Source organism: Streptomyces sp. NPDC040545 (assembly GCF_055595065.1).
This window is the reverse complement of sequence record NZ_JBVIWA010000012.1, coordinates 172,587-190,771: the sequence shown is the minus strand read 5'-3', so window position 1 is coordinate 190,771 and position 18,185 is coordinate 172,587. Positions and strand designations below refer to the sequence as shown.

Annotated in this window: 17 protein-coding genes; 7 read left to right on the top strand and 10 right to left on the bottom strand. The window is 72.2% G+C overall.

What is annotated here, in order from left to right:
* Positions 1-54 precede the first annotated feature (54 nt).
* Positions 55-492: a Fur family transcriptional regulator gene (locus ACZ573_RS23230; protein ID WP_351149478.1), complete on the top strand. Its 438-nt coding sequence runs from the start codon at positions 55-57 to the stop codon at positions 490-492.
* On the opposite strand, the gene ACZ573_RS23225 is transcribed toward ACZ573_RS23230, so the two are convergent.
* The 5 genes from ACZ573_RS23225 to ACZ573_RS23205 all read right to left on the bottom strand — a co-directional run bounded on the left by ACZ573_RS23225 (position 489) and on the right by ACZ573_RS23205 (position 5,583).
* The gene (locus tag ACZ573_RS23225; RefSeq protein ID WP_471307084.1) at positions 489-1,064 is read right to left on the bottom strand and encodes a YcxB family protein; all 576 of its coding nucleotides are present in this window, start codon (positions 1,062-1,064) and stop codon (positions 489-491) included. The genes ACZ573_RS23230 and ACZ573_RS23225 overlap by 4 nt on opposite strands.
* Positions 1,065-1,084: 20 nt before the next feature.
* Entirely contained in the window at positions 1,085-1,906 is an 822-nt protein-coding gene (locus ACZ573_RS23220) for an isoprenyl transferase (protein ID WP_301371274.1), read from the bottom strand.
* Between the two features lie 11 nt (positions 1,907-1,917).
* The gene (gene recO, locus ACZ573_RS23215) at positions 1,918-2,664 is read right to left on the bottom strand and encodes a DNA repair protein RecO (protein WP_471307082.1); all 747 of its coding nucleotides are present in this window, start codon (positions 2,662-2,664) and stop codon (positions 1,918-1,920) included.
* Between the two features lie 109 nt (positions 2,665-2,773).
* Positions 2,774-4,249, bottom strand: a complete 1,476-nt coding sequence (locus ACZ573_RS23210; RefSeq protein WP_471307080.1) for a nucleobase:cation symporter-2 family protein — start codon at positions 4,247-4,249, stop codon at positions 2,774-2,776.
* 638 nt (positions 4,250-4,887) lie between these two features.
* A complete protein-coding gene (locus ACZ573_RS23205; RefSeq protein WP_471307077.1) occupies positions 4,888-5,583 on the bottom strand; it encodes a TerB family tellurite resistance protein in 696 nt (231 codons plus the stop codon).
* A 171-nt stretch (positions 5,584-5,754) separates the two neighbouring features.
* Between ACZ573_RS23205 and ACZ573_RS23200 the strand changes: the two genes are divergently transcribed.
* Positions 5,755-6,513: an SDR family NAD(P)-dependent oxidoreductase gene (locus ACZ573_RS23200; protein WP_471307076.1), complete on the top strand. Its 759-nt coding sequence runs from the start codon at positions 5,755-5,757 to the stop codon at positions 6,511-6,513.
* A 117-nt stretch (positions 6,514-6,630) separates the two neighbouring features.
* On the opposite strand, the gene leuA is transcribed toward ACZ573_RS23200, so the two are convergent.
* Positions 6,631-8,394 carry a 2-isopropylmalate synthase gene (gene leuA, locus ACZ573_RS23195; RefSeq protein ID WP_471307074.1) on the bottom strand — a complete coding sequence of 588 codons (1,764 nt, stop codon included), beginning with the start codon at positions 8,392-8,394 and terminating at the stop codon, positions 6,631-6,633.
* Between the two features lie 366 nt (positions 8,395-8,760).
* Between leuA and ACZ573_RS23190 the strand changes: the two genes are divergently transcribed.
* The 4 genes from ACZ573_RS23190 to ACZ573_RS23175 all read left to right on the top strand — a co-directional run bounded on the left by ACZ573_RS23190 (position 8,761) and on the right by ACZ573_RS23175 (position 11,778).
* Positions 8,761-9,837, top strand: coding sequence for a M4 family metallopeptidase (locus ACZ573_RS23190; protein ID WP_471307072.1), 1,077 nt, complete (start codon positions 8,761-8,763; stop codon positions 9,835-9,837).
* A gap of 9 nt (positions 9,838-9,846) precedes the next feature.
* Complete coding sequence (locus ACZ573_RS23185) at positions 9,847-10,116, top strand: protealysin inhibitor emfourin (protein WP_471307069.1); 270 nt, start codon at positions 9,847-9,849, stop codon at positions 10,114-10,116.
* Positions 10,117-10,168: 52 nt separating this feature from the next.
* A complete protein-coding gene (locus ACZ573_RS23180) occupies positions 10,169-10,987 on the top strand; it encodes a GNAT family N-acetyltransferase (RefSeq protein ID WP_471307067.1) in 819 nt (272 codons plus the stop codon).
* A gap of 119 nt (positions 10,988-11,106) precedes the next feature.
* On the top strand, positions 11,107-11,778 hold the full coding sequence (locus ACZ573_RS23175) for a class I SAM-dependent methyltransferase (RefSeq protein ID WP_471307065.1): 672 nt from the start codon (positions 11,107-11,109) through the stop codon (positions 11,776-11,778).
* A gap of 82 nt (positions 11,779-11,860) precedes the next feature.
* On the opposite strand, the gene era is transcribed toward ACZ573_RS23175, so the two are convergent.
* The 3 genes from era to ACZ573_RS23160 form a co-directional block, all read right to left on the bottom strand.
* On the bottom strand, positions 11,861-12,811 hold the full coding sequence (era, locus tag ACZ573_RS23170; RefSeq protein WP_030384631.1) for a GTPase Era: 951 nt from the start codon (positions 12,809-12,811) through the stop codon (positions 11,861-11,863).
* 1,007 nt (positions 12,812-13,818) lie between these two features.
* Positions 13,819-15,114, bottom strand: a complete 1,296-nt coding sequence (locus tag ACZ573_RS23165; protein ID WP_471307161.1) for a WxL domain-containing protein — start codon at positions 15,112-15,114, stop codon at positions 13,819-13,821.
* Positions 15,115-15,231: 117 nt separating this feature from the next.
* On the bottom strand, positions 15,232-16,278 hold the full coding sequence (locus tag ACZ573_RS23160) for a GlxA family transcriptional regulator (protein ID WP_471307062.1): 1,047 nt from the start codon (positions 16,276-16,278) through the stop codon (positions 15,232-15,234).
* 71 nt (positions 16,279-16,349) lie between these two features.
* Between ACZ573_RS23160 and ACZ573_RS23155 the strand changes: the two genes are divergently transcribed.
* Positions 16,350-17,663 (top strand): MFS transporter, encoded by a 1,314-nt coding sequence (locus ACZ573_RS23155; RefSeq protein ID WP_471307060.1) that lies wholly within the window; start codon positions 16,350-16,352, stop codon positions 17,661-17,663.
* A gap of 160 nt (positions 17,664-17,823) precedes the next feature.
* Here the strand turns inward: ACZ573_RS23155 and ACZ573_RS23150 are convergent, their stop codons facing one another.
* Positions 17,824-18,180 carry a cytidine deaminase gene (locus tag ACZ573_RS23150; protein WP_471307058.1) on the bottom strand — a complete coding sequence of 119 codons (357 nt, stop codon included), beginning with the start codon at positions 18,178-18,180 and terminating at the stop codon, positions 17,824-17,826.
* Positions 18,181-18,185: the final 5 nt, after the last annotated feature.

Sequence of the window (18,185 nt, the reverse complement as noted above, 5' to 3'; positions counted from 1 at the left end):
GAGACGGCCTGGCGGGCTGGCACAATGGCGGCAGGCCTATACGAGGAGGAACCGGTGGCGACTGCGCCTGGCGAGATGAATACCGCGCCAGTACGAGGACGATCCACCCGGCAGCGGGCCGCGGTCGCGGCGGCGCTGGACGAGGTGGACGAGTTCCGCAGCGCCCAGGAACTCCACGACATGCTCAAGCACCGTGGCGACTCCGTGGGCCTGACCACCGTCTACCGCACCCTCCAGTCCCTCGCGGACGCCGGCGAGGTCGACGTGCTGCGCACCAGCGACGGCGAGTCCGTCTACCGCCGGTGCTCCACCGGGGACCACCACCACCACCTGGTCTGCCGAAAGTGCGGCAAGGCCGTCGAGGTCGAGGGCCCGGCCGTGGAGAAGTGGGCGGAGTCCATCGCGGCCGAGCACGGCTACGTGAACGTGGCGCACACGGTGGAGATCTTCGGCACCTGCGCCGACTGCGCCGCCGCGGGCCAGACGGCCTAGACCCGCTTCAGGTTCCGGGCCAGGATCGCGCGCATGCGGTCGATGTCCTCGGGGTTCTGGGCGCCCCGCTTCGGCAGTGTCGCCACCGCAGCCGCACGCGTGCCCCCGAACAGGACGAACAGCTCCGGCGTCTCCGTGTACTGCACGAAGAGCGTCCAGTCCATCGTGTACGACATGGTCTCGCCGGTGGTCGCGGTGCCCCGCTCGTCGGCCACCGTGCGGCACTCCCCGTACGGCTCCGCCACGGAGAACACCCGGCGGGCCATGCTGCGCCGGATCCAGAAGACACCGACGATCGCGACGGACAGGGCCGCGACCGCCGAGGCCACGAGCACGGCCGGCCGGGAGCCGTCGAGCAGGCCCAGCCCCGCGGTGGCGACGGCCGTCAGCAGCGGCAGGAGCAGCGTCTCCGCCCGGCCCGCCGGCGTCCGGCGGGCCCGGGCCCGAACTGCTCCCCTGATGTCGGCGAGCGTCAACCGGTAGGTGAAGGCGACCTGCTCCTGCTCCCCCGACACCCCGGCCCGGCCGGTCTGCTCCGCCACCTGCTGACTGTGATCCCCACCCATGTTCATGCGGCGAGGATAACGTCAGCTCAGCCCGCTGAACCCTCGGCCTGGTTCGGGACGGCGCCGCCGAAGCGGCGGTCGCGCTGGGCGTACTCCAGGCAGGCCGCCCAGAGGTTCCGGCGGTCGAAGTCCGGCCACAGCACGTCCTGGAAGACCATCTCGGCGTACGCGCTCTGCCAGAGCAGGTAGTTGGAGGTGCGCTGCTCGCCGCTGGGGCGCAGGAAGAGGTCCACGTCCGGCATGTCCGGGTAGTACATGTACTTCGCGAAGGTCTTCTCGTTGACCTTCGACGGGTCCAGCCGGCCGGCCGCCACATCGCGGGCGATGGCCTGCGCCGCGTCCGCGATCTCCGCGCGGCCGCCGTAGTTGACGCAGAAGTACAGGGTCATGGCGTCGTTGTCGACGGTCTGCTCCTGGGCGACCTGGAGCTCCTGGACGACCGACTTCCACATCTTCGGCATGCGGCCGACCCAGCGGATGCGGATGCCCAGCTCGTTCATCTCGTCGCGGCGGCGGCGGATGACGTCGCGGTTGAAGTTCATCAGGAAGCGGACCTCGTCGGGCGAGCGCTTCCAGTTCTCCGTCGAGAAGGCGTACAGGGAGAGGTTCTTGACGCCCATCTCCAGGCAGCCCTTGAGCACGTCGAGCACGACGCCCTCGCCGACCTTGTGGCCCTCGGTGCGCGGCAGACCGCGCTCCTTGGCCCAGCGGCCGTTGCCGTCCATGACGACCGCGACGTGGTTCGGGACCAGCTCGCCGGGGATCTTCGGCGGGACCGCGCCGGACGGGTGCGGCTCGGGAACCTTGTACTCGCGGCGAGAGCGCCCCAGAATCCCGCGTCGTGCCATGTGTCCAGCTCCTATTTCTCGACGTATCGCAGGGAGCGTAGCCCGCGCTCCAGATGCCAGTGCAAATAGGCGGAGACCAGCCCGCTGCCCTCCCGCACGTGACGCGCCTCGCACGCGTCGGCATGCCCCCAGTCGCCCGTCAGCAGGGCGCTGAGCAGGGCGATGGCCTCCGATGAGGGTACGACGCTGCCGGGCACCCGGCAGTCCCCGCATATGACTCCGCCCGCGGCGACGGAGAAGTGGCGGTTGGGTCCGTGGATGCCGCACTTCGCGCAGTCCTCGAAGCTGGGCGCGTAGCCGTTGACGGCGAGGGAGCGCAGCAGGAAGGCGTCGAGGATCAGGTGGGGCTCGTGCTCACCGCGCGCGAGGGTGCGCAGGGCTCCGACGAGCAGCAGGTACTGCTGCACGGCGGGCTCGCCCTCGTTCTCGGTGAACCGCTCCGCGGTCTCCAGCATGGCGGTGCCGGCGGTGTAGCGGGCGTAGTCGGTGACGATGCCGTTGCCGTACGGCGCGATGATCTCGGTCTGGGTGCAGAGCGGGAGGCTGCGGCCGATCAGTTCGCTGCCCCGGGCGAAGAACTGCACGTCGGCGTGGGAGAAAGGTTCCAGCCGGGCACCGAATTTGGACTTCGTACGCCGGACCCCGCGGGCGACGGCCCGCACCCGGCCGTGGCCGCGGGTCAGCAGCGTGATGATGCGGTCCGCCTCACCCAGCTTCTGGGTGCGCAGCACGATGCCGTCGTCGCGGAACAGACTCATGCGCCCATTGTCCCGTACGGCGACGCAACCACGGGCAGCCTGTCCCCGCCGTGAACGGCAGCGGCCCCGGCCGGGCGCGGGGCCCGGCCGGGGTCACCCCTTGGGAGGGTCAGGAGGCCGGCGTACGGGCTTCTTCGCCCTCACCCGACGGGGCCGGTACGGCTGCTGCGGACTCCTCGCCCGCCGTCGGCTGGGCGGGCAGTTCGACCTTGGGGGCGTCGTGGGCGCCTTCCTTGCCCAGGCCGTTGAAGACCAGGTTGAGGACGATGGCGGCCGTGGCACCGAGCGTCACACCGCTGTTGAGCAGCGAGGACAGGTCCGGGTCCATGTGCTTGCTGAAGAGGACCGGGACGGTCGCGGGGAGCAGGGCGAAGGCGAGGGAGACGCCGACGATCAGCGCGTTCTTCTCCTCCTTCAGGTCCACCTTGGCCAGGGTCTGGATACCGGCCAGGGCGACCATGGCGAACATGACGGTCGCGGCGCCGCCGAGGACTCCGTGCGGGACGGCGGCGACGATCGCGGCGGCCTTGGGCAGCAGACCCAGGACGATCATGAAGACACCCGCGGCGACCACCACGAACCGGCTCTTCACCTTCGTCATCCGCACCAGGCCGACGTTCTCGGCGAAGGCCACGTACGGGAAGGAGTTGAGGACACCGCCGAGTGCGGTCGCGGCGCCGTCGGCACGCAGGGCGCGGGCCACGGTCTCGCTGTCGACCTCCTTGCCGACGATGTCACCGACGGCGTAGGTGTCACCGGTCGTCTCGACCATGGTGATCAGCATGACGATGAGCATCAGGACGATCGGGAACCACTCGAACTTCGGGGCACCGAAGTGGAAGGGGGTGGTGATCCCGATCCACTCGGAGTTGCCCACGTCGCCGAACTTCGCGTCGCCGAGCAGGAAGGCGACGGTGGTGCCGACGACCAGGCCGAGGAGGATCGAGATGCTGGAGAGGAACGGCTTGCCGATCTTCATCAGGATGAGGATGAAGATCATCGTGCCGCCGGCGTAGGCGAAGTTCTTCGGGTCGCCGAAGTCGGGGCTGCCGAGGCCGCCGGCCGCGTCGTTGAGACCGACCGGGATCAGGACGATGCCCAGCACGGTGATCACCGTGCCGGTGACGACCGGCGGGAACAGCCGCATCACCGTCCGGAACGCCTTGGCCGGGAGCCAGGCGAAGGCGAAGGTGGCGATACCGGCGGTGATCACCGCGCCGTAGATGACCAGCAGGGCGGCGGTACCACCCCCGGCGCCGAGACCTATGGCGATCATCGGGGAGACCGCGGTGAAGGTCACGCCCTGGATCAGCGGCAGGCGCGCACCGATCCGGCCAATGCCCCAGGCCTGGATGATCGAGGCGATACCGCAGGTGAAGAGGTCCGCGTTGATCAGGTAGACCAGCTGTTCAGGGCTCAGCTTCAGCGCGTTGCCGACGATGATCGGAACGATCACCGCGCCGGCGTAGAAGGCGAGTACGTGCTGGAAGCCGTACAGCGCGAGCTTGGGGAGGGGGAGCACCTCGTCGACCGGGTGCGTGCTCTGCTCTCCGTCGGTGGAAAGCCGGGCGGCGACACGTGCCATCTCAGCCTTGCCCTTCAAGGTAGGTAAGTGAGAGGAGATCTGGTTATCCCTGGGCGTAGTGGGTCGCTAACCCGTTGGTACGCCAGGGTTGTCAGTGCATTCACGTTGAAGTGAATCGAAGCCGCGCTGTGTTAACGGCGCCGTCTTGTCGTGTGACCGGAATTGAACGCCTGTGGGTGGCCTCACACATATCGTCGACTTCGACAAATTGTTGACGTGCAGGCCTGTCCGATCTGTAGGTTTCTCCAGTGGTGCGGAGCCCTCGGCAGGGGTATGCGCACAGCGGTGCGGAGGCGGGCGTTCTTGCCGCGCACCTGTGAAGCACATGCCCCGCGACGTGCGGATATGGAGTTCGCGGCCCTTCGGAGGGGCAAACTCGAAGGCGTCGTTCCGGCCGTCCGACTGGTGGACGCGCCGGGCGCCGGGCGTGCGTCCGCACCTTTCACACGGCGTTCACGCGTCCCGAAATGGGCCCTGCGAGGCCGGATTGTTACGTCACGCAGGCCCGTTTCGGACGGAACGGAGCCCTCCGGAGTCCACGGACCGGACCCGAGCGGCCCTGCGCGATGAATTCGCACAGGGCCGCTCGGGGCTCGGATCCCTTTTCGGACCCGTGCCGGATCCGTGGAACACCCCCGTCAGGGAGCGCGTACCGCCGACAGCAGCCGGGTCACCTCGTCCGTGTCGATCCGCAGCGCCGCGCCGACCGTCGCGAGCACCTCGCGCTCGGCCGGGGTGTACGGGCCGTCCGCGAGCGCGATACGGGCCCCCTGGAGCAGGATCGATTCACGGCCCGGGCCGGCCAGGTGCGGGGCCAGCGGTTCCAGGGCCTCGTGGAGCTCTATCGACAGCGCGGCCCCGCAGCACTCCGGGACGTCGTACAGCCCCAGCCGGCCCTCGTCCGTGGACAGCGCCTCCACGAGGGACTCCAGCTGCTCCTCGGTGCAGTCCTGGAAGCCCGCGGCCCGTACGGCGCCCACCGCGGCCTCCAGCGCGCCGCGCGAGGCCGTTCCGCCCGCGGTGAGCACGGCCAGCGCCACGGTGTGCACGGCGTCGCGCAGGAGGGCCGTGAAGCGGGTCGTGGTGAGGTGGTCCAGGACATCGGTGGCGAAGCGCGCACGGCAGCCCTGGCACTCGATGACGGGCCCGGCCTGCCCGCGGGGCAGCAGCGGCACCCCGAGGACGGTGAACCGGCGCCTTCCGGTCCGCCTGCGGTAATTGCGGTCCCCACCGCAGGCGGGGCAGAAGAACTCCCCGTCCCCCACGGTGCTCCAGGTGGTACGGGTGCCCCAGACCGTCAGCTTCCGGCCGTCCCCACCCCGAACTGGCAGCACGTCGCACCTCCGTAACCTTCCGGCAACATCGCCGGGTGGGCGTGATGTTAGCCACATCGATGAGGATGCGTCAGTCGTGTGACAAGACAACATGTCCCGCGCCCCGGACTTGGCCGGTCTGCGTCCCCGGCGTCCCCCCACCCCCTGCCCGCCCCCTCTAGGGTTCGCCGCATGAACGAGAAGTCCTGTCTGGTCACCGGCGCCGCGAGCGGGATCGGCCGGGCCACCGCCCTGCTGCTGGCCCGCTCCGGGGCCCGGGTGACCGCGGCCGACATCGACGGCCCCGGGGTCGAGGCCCTGCGTACGGAACTGGCCGACGAGGGGCACTCGATCACCGCGGTCGCCGGTGACGTCTCCGATCCGGAGGCCAATCGCGCGATGGTCGCGGCCGCCGTCGGAGCCTACGGGCGCCTGGACGTGGCCGTGGCGAACGCCGGGGTGCTCCCCCTCTCCGACGTACGGGAGACCAGTCCCGAGGACTGGGACCACGTCATGGCGGTCGACGGCCGCGGAATGTTCCTGACCTGCAAGTACGCCATCGAGGCGATGACCGCGCAGCCGCGCCCCGGCGGGGCTCTGGTCTGCGTGTCCTCGATCTCGGGAGTGGCCGGGCAGGCCCGCCAGGCCGCGTACGGACCCGCCAAGTTCGTGGCTTCGGGGCTGACCAAGCACCTCGCGGTGGAGTGGGCCGCGCACGGGATCCGGGTCAACGCGGTGGCACCGGGAACCATCCGTACGGAGCGGGTGATCGCGCTGCAGGACGAGCCGGGCGGGCCGGAGTACCTGTCGGAGATCGAGGGGGCGCACCCGATGGGCCGGCTCGGGGAGCCCGAGGAGGTGGCCCGCGTCATCGCCTTCCTGGCCTCGGACGCGGCCTCGTTCGTGACGGGCGTGATCCTGCCGGTGGACGGCGGCTACCTGGCCCGCTGAGCCGCCCGGCGGGCCGGCCCACGGGCCCGCCGGGCCCGCCGGGCCTGCCGGGCCTGCCCGGGAACGACGGAACCCCGCCCCCTCCGGAAAGGAGGGAGCGGGGTTCACGTTCCAGGATCAGCGGCCCGCGCGGTTGACGGCGGAGATGACCGCCTTCAGGGAGGCGCGGGTGGTGTTGGCGTCGATGCCGATGCCCCACAGGACACGGCCTTCGATCGCGCACTCGATGTACGAGGCGGCCACGGCGGAGGCGCCCTCGCTCATGGTGTGCTCGGTGTAGTCCAGCAGGCGGACGTCGACGCCGATGCCGTTCAGGGCGTCGAAGAAGGCCGAGATCGGACCGTTGCCGGTGCCGTTCAGGACCGTCTCCACGCCGTCCACGACCGCCTCGACGGTCAGTGTGTCCGTGCCGTCCTTGTCGGTGGCCGTCGAACCGGAGCGCAGCTGGATGCGGCCCCACGGGTTCTCGGGGTTGGGCAGGTACTCGTCCTCGAAGACCGACCAGATCGCCTTCGGCGTGACCTCTCCGCCCTCGGAGTCGGTCTTGGCCTGGATGATCCGGGAGAACTCGATCTGCATGCGGCGCGGCAGGTCCAGCTTGTGGTCGTTCTTCAGGACGTACGCGATGCCGCCCTTGCCGGACTGCGAGTTGACCCGGATGACCGCCTCGTAGGAGCGGCCGACGTCCTTCGGGTCGATCGGCAGGTACGGCACGGCCCACTCGATGTCATCGACGGTCTTGCCCTGGGCGGCCGCATCGGCCTCCATCGCGTCGAAGCCCTTCTTGATGGCGTCCTGGTGGGAGCCGGAGAAGGCGGTGTAGACCAGGTCGCCCGCGTAGGGGTGGCGCGGGTGGACCTCCATCTGGTTGCAGTACTCGCTGGTGCGACGGATCTCGTCGATCTGCGAGAAGTCGATCTGCGGGTCGATGCCCTGGGAGAACAGGTTCATACCCAGGGTGATCAGGTCGACGTTGCCGGTGCGCTCGCCCTGCCCGAACAGGCAGCCCTCGATGCGGTCGGCGCCGGCCATCAGGGCCAGCTCGGCGGCGGCGACGGCGGTGCCGCGGTCGTTGTGCGGGTGCACGGAGATGCAGATGTGCTCGCGGCGGGTCAGGTTGCGGGCCATCCACTCGAAGCGGTCCGCGTGCGTGGACGGCGTCGAGCGCTCCACGGTGGCGGGCAGGTTCAGGATGATCTCGCGGCCCTCGGCCGGCTGCCAGACGTCGCACACGGCCTCGCAGACCTCCAGGGCGAAGTCCAGCTCGGTGTCGGTGAAGATCTCCGGGCTGTACTGGTAGCCGAAGGTGGTCTCCGGGCCCAGCAGCTTCTCGGCGTACTCCATGACCAGGCGGGTGCCGTCGACGGCGATCTGCTTGATCTGCTCCTTGGAGCCGCGGAAGACCACGCGGCGGAAGGTCGGGGCGGTCGCGTTGTACAGGTGGACGGTGGCGCGCCTGGCGCCGACCAGGGACTCCACGGTCCGCTCGATCAGGTCCTCACGGGCCTGGGTCAGCACGGAGATGGTGACGTCGTCCGGGATCGCGCCCTCTTCGATGATGGAGCGCACGAAGGCGAAGTCGGTCTCGCCGGAGGAGGGGAAGCCGACCTCGATCTCCTTGTAGCCCATGCGCACCAGCAGGTCGAACATCTCGCGCTTGCGGGCGGGGGTCATCGGGTCGATCAGCGACTGGTTGCCGTCGCGCAGGTCGGTGGAGAGCCAGCGGGGGGCCGTGGTGACGCGGGCGTCCGGCCAGGTGCGGTCGGGGATGTCCACCTGCTCGTACGAGCCGTACTTGTGGATCGGCATCCCGGAGGGCTTCTGGGTGTGGGTCGCGTTCGTGATGGGCGTGGGGCGACCGACAAAAGGCTGCTGGCTCATGGCGTTGGGCTCCTCGCGTGTCCGCGTGTAGTTCGCTGGGACGGCCGACGGCGGTAGTGAAAACCGCAACACCAAACTCCGCGGGGAGGGGGTCGGCCTACGACTACAGACCCTCGCCGCGGCAGCTAAGGAGAAGCAGCCCGAAACGCATGATGGGCCGAGCCTAGCCGAGCCGCGCCGTAACGCGAGGACCTGTTTCAGTATGCAAGACCCGAGGGTCCGATTTGCACCAAATGTGAGCCAAGCCTCCTTCGCTCCACCCGGGTCCGGTCGTTCCGTCAATCCAGCGTTACCGCTTTCAGACAAGTGAATGAATCATGGTCGCAGGTAGTGACACCGTCATGACCCACTGCCACATTGCCGGGCATGAATGCCTCCCACGCTCACCGCCATCACCCCGTCTTCTGCACGGTCGTACCGCCGCACCTCCTCGACAAGGCCGCCCTGTCCGAGGACTCCCGCCGCGCCGACCTCGCCCAGCGCACGCTGGAGCGGGACTCCCTGCTGCGCACCAGGCGCCGGGTCACCGCCGTCCGGGGAATCGTCCCCACCCTCGCCGCGCCCGCCTCCGACGACCCGGAGCGGACGGTCTACGACGCCCAGCACCGCACCCGGCTGCCCGGGACGAAGGTCCGCGGGGAGGGCGACCCGCTGAGCAAGGACGCCACCGTCAACCGCGCCTACGCGGGGCTCGGGGCGACGTACGAACTCTTCCTGAAGGGCTTCGGCCGGCGCTCGATCGACGACTCCGGACTCCCCCTGGACGCGACCGTCCACTACGGCGAGGACTACAACAACGCCTTCTGGGACGGTCAGCAGATGGTCTTCGGCGACGGCGACGGGGACCTCTTCCTCGACTTCACCGTGTCGGTGGACGTCATCGGCCACGAGCTGACCCACGGGGTCACCCAGTACACGGCGAACCTGACCTACCGCGGCCAGTCGGGCGCCCTGAACGAGTCGATGTCGGACGTCTTCGGCTCGCTGATCAAGCAGTACTCGCTGGAGCAGACGGCCGAGGAGGCCGACTGGCTGATCGGGGCCGGGCTGCTCGGCCCGAACGTGACCGGGGTCGCGCTGCGCTCGATGAAGGCCCCGGGCACCGCGTACGACGACGACGAGCTCGGCAAGGACCCGCAGCCGGCCACGATGGACGGCTACGTGAACACCCACAGCGACAACGGCGGCGTCCACATCAACTCCGGCATCCCCAACCACGCCTTCTACATCGTGGCGACCGAGCTGGGCGGCAAGGCCTGGGAGCGGGCCGGGCAGATCTGGTACGACACCCTGACCGGCGGCGACCTCACCCCCCGGGCCGACTTCGCAGACTTCGCCCGGCTCTCGACCGCGGCGGCCGTGACCCGGTACGGGGAAGGCGGCGCGGAGCACCAGGCGCTCCAGAAGGCGTGGTCCGCGGTGGGTGTTCCGCTCGCGGGGTAGAGGGCTCCCATGCGCATTCAGGTGATACGGACGGGCGGCTTCGCGGGCATCGAGCGCCGGGCCGAGGTGGACACCTCGGGCCGGCCGGACGAGAACGAGTGGCAGGCCCTGGCCCAGCTCGCGCTGCGGCCCGGCCCGCCGGGCGACCCGGCGGACCGGGTCCGGGACGGCTTCTCGTACCGGATCACGGTGGACGGACGGACGGTGGCCTGCGCGGAGCCCAACCTGTCGGACTCCCAGCGGGCGCTGATCTCGCGCGTGCTGAAGGAGGGCGCCTGAGCGGGTCCGGAAAGGAGGTGCCCGCGCGGCGCCGCTTTGTTTGGATGGCCGGATGACCGACCACATGATCGATTCGACGCTGTCCGAGCTTGAGCGGTACTACGACACGGTGCCGCGGGTGGGCGGGGCCCGCGCCGAGGACTTCGGCGCGCTGACCCTGTTCGTCCAGGAGGGCGCGGGCTGGCCGTACTACGCCCGGCCCGCGCTCGGCGGCCCCGAGGCGACCCGGGCCGACGTGACACGGGTCTGGGAGCGCCAGCGGGAACTGAAGGTGCCCGAGGCCTTCGAGTGGGTGGCCGAAACCAGCCCCTCGCTACGGGCCGCGGTGGAGGCGGCGGGACTCCATGTCCACGCGCACCCGCTGATGGTCCTGGACCCCTCGGCCGAAGCCCTTCCCCCGCACCCGGAAGTGCGTCTGCTCGACGCCGACGACCCCCTGCTCGCCGCCGCGGTGACGGTCCCGTCCCTGGCCTTCGCGGCCCCGGGAACGGCGGTCGGCGAAGCGGGCCCCGCCGAACTGGCGGCGGCTCTGACGGACCCGGCGGCCGAGGCGGGCCGGGCCCGGGTGTCCGGGAAGCTGGCGGCGGGCAGCACGGTCCTGGCCGCGGCCGTACGGGAGGGCGTGGTGCTGTGCGCGGGCCAGTACAACCCGGTCGGGGACGTCGTGGAGGTGGTGGGCGTCGGCACGCTGCCGTCGGCCCGCCGCCAGGGCCTGGCCCTCGGGGTCACGGCCGCCCTGGTCGCGCAGGCGCGGGCGCGCGGGGCCCGCACCGTCTTCCTGTCGGCGGGCGACGAGGACGTGGCCCGCGTCTACGCCCGCATCGGCTTCCGCCGGGTGGCCACGGCCCTGATCGCCGAGCCGCAGGTGTGACGCGCCCGCTCGGGCGGCAGGCCGCGTTCCTCTTTGCCGGGTCGGCAACAAAGTTTGCCGTAGGCCGCCGGGCGGCCGGAGCATCGCCCCTACCGGCACCCGTACTGGAAGAGGAAGCCATGACCGAGCACGCGCACACCCACACGCACACCCACCACGAGCCCGAGCCCGGGACGGCGGCGGGCGAGGAGTTCTGGGACGGCCGGTACGGGGAGAACCACCGCATCTGGAGCGGCGAGGCCAACGCCATGCTGGTGCACGAGGTGTCCGCCCTCGCCCCGGGCCGCGCCCTGGACCTGGGGTGCGGGGAGGGCGCCGACGCCGTATGGCTGGCCCGGCGCGGGTGGACGGTCACCGGGACCGACATCTCCGGGGTCGCCCTCGGCCGGGCGGCCGAGCACGCGGCGGAGGCCGGGGTCACCGACCGCGTCTCCTTCGCCCGGCACGATCTGACGCAGTCCTTCCCGCAGGGGGAGTTCGACCTCGTCTCCGCGTGCTTCCTGCACAACTACGGGGACTTCCCCCGTGACGCGGTCCTGCGCACGGCCGCCGCGGCCGTGGCCCCCGGCGGCACCCTGCTGGTGGTCGGGCACGCGGGCTGGGCGCCGTGGCAGGAGGAGCGGGAGGAGGCGCACTTCCCCACGCCCGAGGAGGTCCTCGCGCAGCTGGAGCCCGTCACGGCGGGCTGGGAGGTGCTGCGGGCCGAGGAGACCGAGCGGGTCCAGAACCAGCCCGACGGGACGCCCGGGACCCGTACGGACAACGTGGTCCGGGTGCGCCGGCCCGCGTAGCCCGGGACGGAACGACGGACGGACGGAACGACGGACGGACGCCGTCCCCCGCACGGGGACGGCGTCCGTTCGTCGTCGTGTCTCAGAAGCCGAGCTTGCGCAGCTGCTTGGGGTCCCGCTGCCAGTCCTTGGCGACCTTCACGTGCAGGTCGAGGAAGACCGGGGTGCCGAGCAGCGCCTCGATGTGCTTGCGCGACTTCATCCCGACCTCCTTCAGGCGGGAGCCCTTCGGGCCGATGATGATGCCCTTCTGGCTCGGCCGCTCGATGTAGACGTTGGCGTGGATGTCGAGCAGCGGGCGGTCCGCCGGACGGTTCTCGCGCGGGATCATCTCCTCGACGACCACGGCGATGGAGTGCGGGAGCTCGTCCCGGACACCCTCCAGCGCGGCCTCGCGGATCAGCTCCGCGACCATGACCATCTCGGGCTCGTCGGTGAGGTCGCCCTCGGGATACAGCGGCGGGCTCTCCGGCAGCAGCGGCGCGATCAGGTCGGCCAGCAGCTGGACCTGGGTGTCACCGACGGCCGAGACGGGGACGATCTCGGCCCACTCGAAGCCGAGCTCGGCGCCGAGCTGGTGCACGGCGAGGAGCTGCTCGGCCAGCTGCTTGGACTCGACCAGGTCGGTCTTGGTGATGATGGCGATCTTGGGGGTCTTCTTGATCCCCGCAAGCTCCTTGGCGATGAACTTGTCGCCGGGGCCGAGCTTCTGGTCGGCCGGCAGGCAGAAGCCGATGACGTCGACCTCGGCCCAGGTGGTCCGTACGACGTCGTTGAGGCGCTCGCCGAGCAGGGTGCGCGGCTTGTGCAGGCCGGGCGTGTCCACGAGGACGAGCTGGGCGTCGGGGCGGTGCACGATGCCGCGGACGGTGTGGCGGGTGGTCTGCGGCCGGTTGGAGGTGATCGCGACCTTGGTGCCCACGAGTGCGTTGGTGAGGGTCGACTTCCCCGCATTGGGGCGGCCGACGAAACAGGCGAACCCCGCACGGTGCGGGGCGGTGGACTCGGGGGAACGATCGCTCATACGGGCCATTCTCCCCGATGCGGCTCCCAGCGCCGACCAGATCACGGCGGCAAGGGCCGGCACGGCCGTGAGCGAGGGGTACTCGGCGAGGTCCGCACGGCCCTGAGCTGTGGTTCCGTCGGCCCGGGCGCGCACCGTGACCTCGGCCCATTCCGCTCTGGGCGCGCCCTCCCAACGGGCGCCGAGCCGCACTTCCTGACCCGGCAGCAGTTCGGCGGGCAGCCCGCCGAGGTCGCGGGCGAGGAGCGGGCGGCCGAGGACGCCGGCGGCGGTGAGGGTGGCCCGGGGGCGGAGGGTGACATTGCCGATGTTGTGGAGCGTGTACGAGACGTCCGCGCCGGAGCCGCGCCGGTTCACGGTGACTCCCCGGACGGTGAGGGCGGGGGCGGTGGGTCCGGTCACCCGCAGGTACAGCCGGGCGGCGACGGCCTGCTGTACGCCGATCCTCCGGCCGGTGCCGGCCGCGGCGGCCGGCCGTTCCTCCAGGGCCACGACGGCGCCGGGGTGGTCGCCCGGTTCCGCCCGGTCGGGGACGGTGAGGGTGAAGGGGACGGAGACCGACGAGCGGGCCGCCACGGTGACCCGCTCCCGGTCGAGCCTCGCCCACGCGGCGGTGGCCAGCCGCGGCTCGTCGGGTCCGCGCAGGGCGAAGCCGCCGTCGCGGGCGGTGTTGTAGGCGTCGGCGGCGTACAGCCGGAAGGTGCGGGGCCGGTCGGTGCGGTTGGTGAGGGTGACGGCGTCGGCGACGGACTGGCCGGGCGCGGCGGCGAGGTAGAAACAGGGCCGCTGCCCGACGCCTGTCGCGGCGGGCAGCACGGACCACCGGCCGTCGTCCGCGGACTCGGCCGGCGCGGCGAGCAGGAGGAGGATCCCGGCGGCAAGAACAGCCCCGCCAGGGGGCACCGCCCAGCGGTAGCTGGGGGAGATTGAGGCGCGGGGTCCGGGGCGGAGCCCCGGGAAACGGAGAAAGGGCGGGGCGGGGAGAGCCCCGCGCAGCGGCGGCCGCAGGCGCCCGGTCACGACAGGGTCAGGGTCAGGACCGCCGTGTACGCGCCCGGCGGGGTGTACGGCGGCACCTTGAGGGTGACCGTGGCGTCGATCGTGAAGGTGCCGCCGACCAGCGGGGCGTCGGGGGTGGAGGCCAGGACGGCTCCCTCCGGGCCGACGACGCCCGCGCTGCCCGGCGTACAGGTGCTGCGGCTGCCCGCGGCCGCCACGCACCTCGGGGTCCAGGACAGGGAGGCGCCCGGGATGCGGATCCCGCCGGGTCCGGTGAAGTCGGTGACCTTGCCGATCAGGGACCAGCCGGCCGGGCCGCCGCGGGCGTCGGTGACGGTCACCGTCCCGATCCGGCCGGGGGCGGCGCCGCCGTCGCCGTACGGGACGGCGCCCAAGGTGATGTCCTCGCCGGTCTGGGTCATGCCCAGGACCCCCGGCTCGACGGTGGCCGTGACCTTCCGGGCGGCGGAGGACGGCGGCGGAGCCGCGTCGATGACCGTGTACGCGGCCGGGCCCGAGCCCTGGCGTGCCGACCAGGCGCCACCCTCGTAGGCGATCACCGCGGTGGTGGCCTTGTCGGTGACCGGCAGCTCGACCACCGCCGTGCCCCGTTCGTCGGCGGTGGTGCTCACCCGGTCGGCGGTCTCGGCGGCTCCGGACCGGCCGGCCACCGTGACGGCCGCGCCCGGCGGGAAGCCCGCGGCGGTGACCTTGACCTCGGCGCCCGGCCGGCCCTGGGCCGCGCCGAGGAAGACGCTGCGCAGGTTGGCCGTCGGCAGCGCGGTCGCGGTCAGGCGGGCGGAGACGGGGGCGGCGGACGCGGCATCGGCGGTGCACGTGGTGTCGAGGTCCAGCAGGTGGCCGGTGTGCAGGGTGTAGCCGCCCGGGGCGAGCGTGGTCTCGCCGGGCGCGGTGACGGTGAACGTGCCGGTCATCGTGACGGCGGGGAGGGCCGCCCCCGCCGGGACGGGGTCGTTGCGTTTGGCCCCGACCACGGTGATCTCGCCGCTCTGGGCGCCCGCCAGCAGGATCCGGCCGGTCGGGGTCAGCACGTCGGCGGGGAGTTCGCCGCCGACCGGGTTGAGGGCCGGGGTCCGGACCACCTGGTAGGTCACGGTGACGGTGTCGCCGACCTGCGGGGCCGGGTTGTCGACGGTGATCCGCGCGGTGGTCGGCCCGTCCGCGGGCGGGAGCCCGGCCTCCTGGGGCGCCGGGCAGTGGGTCGGGAAGTCCACCTGGCCCGGGGGTGTCTCCCCCTCGGCCGCGGCGGGCGCGCTCAGCGCGCCCCCGGTCGTGGCCGCCAGCACGGCCAGGCCCACGGCCGCCGGCCATCTCCGCTTCCGCGCCCCTGTTCGCACTGCCCGCCCCTTAGGTTCCCGCGCGCCCGAGCCCGGCGCAGGGGGCCATTCACGAGCGGGGGGCGGGAGAAGTCAATGCGCGGGTCCGGCAGCAACTGATGGCCCATCAGGAGATGGCAGTTCGCCCGCCTGACCTGCCGCACGGAACGTGCGGCGGTAGGCCGTCGGGCTCACCCCCAGCGCCGCCTGTACGTGCTTGCGCAGCGACTGGGCCGTACCGAAACCGCTGTCCCGCGCCACCTGCTCCATCGGCAGCTCCGTCTGCTCCAGCAGCTGCCGGGCCCGCTCCACCCGGCGGCCGACGATCCACTGGCCGGGGCTGACGCCCGACTCCTCGCGGAACCGGCGCGTGAACGTCCGTACCGACATGGCCTCCTGCCGGGCCAGGTCGGTCAGCCGGAGCGGTTCGTGCAGCCGGTCCAGCACCCAGGCGCGGGCCGCCGTGGTGGTGGCGAGCTGCGGCTCCGGCATCGGGCGTGCGATGAACTGCGCCTGCCCGCCCTCCCGGTGGGGCGGTACGACGGTCCGCCGGGCCACCTCGTTGGCGACGGCCGCGCCGTGGTCGCGGCGCACGATGTGCAGGCACAGGTCGACACCGGCGGCGACTCCGGCCGAGGTCAGCACGTCCCCGTCGTCGGTGTAGAGGACGTCGGGGTCGACCCGGACGGCCGGGAAGAGCCGCTGGAAGTGCTCGGCGGAGGCCCAGTGGGTGGTGGCGGGGCGCCCGTCCAGGTACCCGGCCGCGGCGAGCACGTAGCCGCCCGTGCAGATGGACACGAGCCGGGTACCGGGCCGGATGTGGGCGAGGGCCGCCGCGAGCTCGTCGGTCAGCCGGCCCTCCTCGTGCACCGGACCCAGCTCGTACGAGGCCGGCACCACCACCGTGTCGGCGGTGGCCAGCAGCTCCGGACCGTGCTCGACGTGGATCGCGAAGTCGGCGTCCGTGCGCACCGGCCCCGGGGCGAGCCCGCACGTGAGGATCTCGTACAGCGGCCGCCCGGCCGGGTCCTTGGCCCGCCCGAAGATCCGGTGCGGGATACCCAGCTCGAAGGGCAGCAACCCGGTGAGGGCGAGGACGACGACCCGGTGTGCCTTCTTCTCCGACTTCTCCGACTCCATGGCCCGATCGTAGCGAAGCATGACAGTCAAGCCACTTTCCTGCGGTCCCCAGGTGGCCGGAAGCTGTCGGCGTGCCCCAGACAGCCCCCGCCTCCGCTCCCGTGGACCGCCGCTCCCCACGGCGGCCCGCCCGCGTCCACCGCGCCTGGTCCGTCGCCGCCGTCGCCTTCGTGACGATCATCGGCGCGGCCGGCTTCGCCTCCCTGCCCGGACTGCTCATCGAGCCGCTGCATGCGGAGTTCGACTGGTCGCGCGGGACCATCGGCCTCGCCGTCTCCGTCAACCTCGCGCTGTACGGGCTCACCGCCCCCTTCGCCGCGGCCCTGATGGACCGCTTCGGTATCCGCCGGGTCGTGGCCCTGGCCCTGCTCGTCATCGCCTCGGGCTCGCTGGCCACGGTGTGGATGACCGCGCCCTGGCAGCTCGTGCTGTTCTGGGGCGTCCTCGTGGGGCTGGGCAGCGGCTCCATGGCCCTGGCCTTCGCGGCGACGGTGACGGGCCGCTGGTTCACGGCCCGGCGCGGCCTGGTCACCGGCATCCTGACCGCGGCCGGGGCCTCCGGCCAGCTGGTCTTCCTGCCGCTGCTGGCCTGGCTGGTCGACCAGCACGGCTGGCGCCCGGCGGCGGTGACGGTCTCCCTGTCGGCCCTGGCCGTCGCCCCCTTCGTGTGGCTGCTGCTGCGCGACCACCCGGCGGACGTGGGGCTCGCGCCCTACGGCGGCACGTACGCGCCGAAGCCGGCCCCGGTGCCGGGCGCGGCCCGGCGCGCCCTGCGGGTGCTCCTCGACGCGGCCCGGACCGGCCCGTTCTGGCTGCTGGCGGGCACCTTCGCGATCTGCGGGGCCTCGACCAACGGCCTGGTCAAGACCCACTTCGTGCCCGCCGCCCACGACCACGGCATGCCGGTGACGGCGGCCGCGGGGCTGCTGGCGGTGGTCGGCGTGTTCGACGTGATCGGCACGGTGGCCTCGGGCTGGTTCACGGACCGCTTCGACTCGCGGCGGCTGCTGGCCGTCTACTACGCCCTGCGCGGGGTCTCGCTGCTCTTCCTGCCGATGCTGCTGGCGCCGACGGTGCGGCCGCCGCTGCTCTTCTTCATCGTCTTCTACGGCCTGGACTGGGTCGCGACCGTCCCGCCGACGATCGCCCTGTGCCGCGAGCACTACGGGGACGACGGCGCGATCGTCTTCGGCTGGGTCCTGGCCTCGCACCAGATCGGCGCGGCGCTGGTGGCCTTCCTGGGCGGCCTGACCCGCGACCTCACCGGCTCGTACGACACCGTCTGGTACGCCTCGGGCGCGCTGTGCGCGATGGCCGCGCTGATGGCGATGACGATCCGCCGCGGTGGCCTCCGGCGGGCAGACGTCAGCCCCGCCGGCGTTTGAGCAGGGGGCACCTCCCAGCGGTACCTGGGGGAGGGTCCGGGCGGAGCCCGGTGCCCGGCGGAGCCGGGTTTCCCGGGGCTCCGCCCCAGACCCCGCTCCTCAAACGCCGGCGAGGCCGGGTTCGGCCGGGCGGGAGTCGTCGGTTGCCCCCGCCGGGAGGCTAGGGGCCGGCCGGGGTCGTCGACTTCAGGGTGCCGTCCGGGCCCGCCAGGAGGACCGGGGTGTCCGGGCCCCCGAGGTCACGGACGGCCGCCCGGTCCGCCTCGGCCGGGGCGTCGGCCGCGCTGACGACGGCCGCCGCCTCCAGCGACCGCGCACCGCTCGCCACCGCCATCGCGACCGCGGTCTGCAGCGCGCTCAGCTTCAGGGAGTCGAGCGCCACCGTCCCGGCGACGTACGTGCGGCCCGTCTCGTCCCGCACCGCCGCCCCCTCGGGCACCGCGTTGCGGGCCCGGGCGCTGCGCGCCAGCGTGATGATCTTGCTGTCCTCGGGGTCGATCCCGGTGCTGTCGGTCATGGTCG

Excerpts from the sequence above, each read along its gene's own strand:
- ACZ573_RS23225 (WP_471307084.1), bottom strand. The coding sequence starts at position 1,064 with ATGAACATGGGTGGGGATCACAGTCAGCAGGTGGCGGAGCAGACCGGC.
- ACZ573_RS23220 (WP_301371274.1), bottom strand. The coding sequence starts at position 1,906 with ATGGCACGACGCGGGATTCTGGGGCGCTCTCGCCGCGAGTACAAGGTT.
- recO (WP_471307082.1), bottom strand. The coding sequence starts at position 2,664 with ATGAGTCTGTTCCGCGACGACGGCATCGTGCTGCGCACCCAGAAGCTG.
- ACZ573_RS23210 (WP_471307080.1), bottom strand. The coding sequence starts at position 4,249 with ATGGCACGTGTCGCCGCCCGGCTTTCCACCGACGGAGAGCAGAGCACG.
- ACZ573_RS23200 (WP_471307076.1), top strand. The coding sequence starts at position 5,755 with ATGAACGAGAAGTCCTGTCTGGTCACCGGCGCCGCGAGCGGGATCGGC.
- leuA (WP_471307074.1), bottom strand. The coding sequence starts at position 8,394 with ATGAGCCAGCAGCCTTTTGTCGGTCGCCCCACGCCCATCACGAACGCG.
- ACZ573_RS23190 (WP_471307072.1), top strand. The coding sequence starts at position 8,761 with ATGAATGCCTCCCACGCTCACCGCCATCACCCCGTCTTCTGCACGGTC.
- ACZ573_RS23185 (WP_471307069.1), top strand. The coding sequence starts at position 9,847 with ATGCGCATTCAGGTGATACGGACGGGCGGCTTCGCGGGCATCGAGCGC.
- ACZ573_RS23180 (WP_471307067.1), top strand. The coding sequence starts at position 10,169 with ATGACCGACCACATGATCGATTCGACGCTGTCCGAGCTTGAGCGGTAC.
- ACZ573_RS23175 (WP_471307065.1), top strand. The coding sequence starts at position 11,107 with ATGACCGAGCACGCGCACACCCACACGCACACCCACCACGAGCCCGAG.
- era (WP_030384631.1), bottom strand. The coding sequence starts at position 12,811 with ATGGCCCGTATGAGCGATCGTTCCCCCGAGTCCACCGCCCCGCACCGT.
- ACZ573_RS23160 (WP_471307062.1), bottom strand. The coding sequence starts at position 16,278 with ATGGAGTCGGAGAAGTCGGAGAAGAAGGCACACCGGGTCGTCGTCCTC.
- ACZ573_RS23150 (WP_471307058.1), bottom strand. The coding sequence starts at position 18,180 with ATGACCGACAGCACCGGGATCGACCCCGAGGACAGCAAGATCATCACG.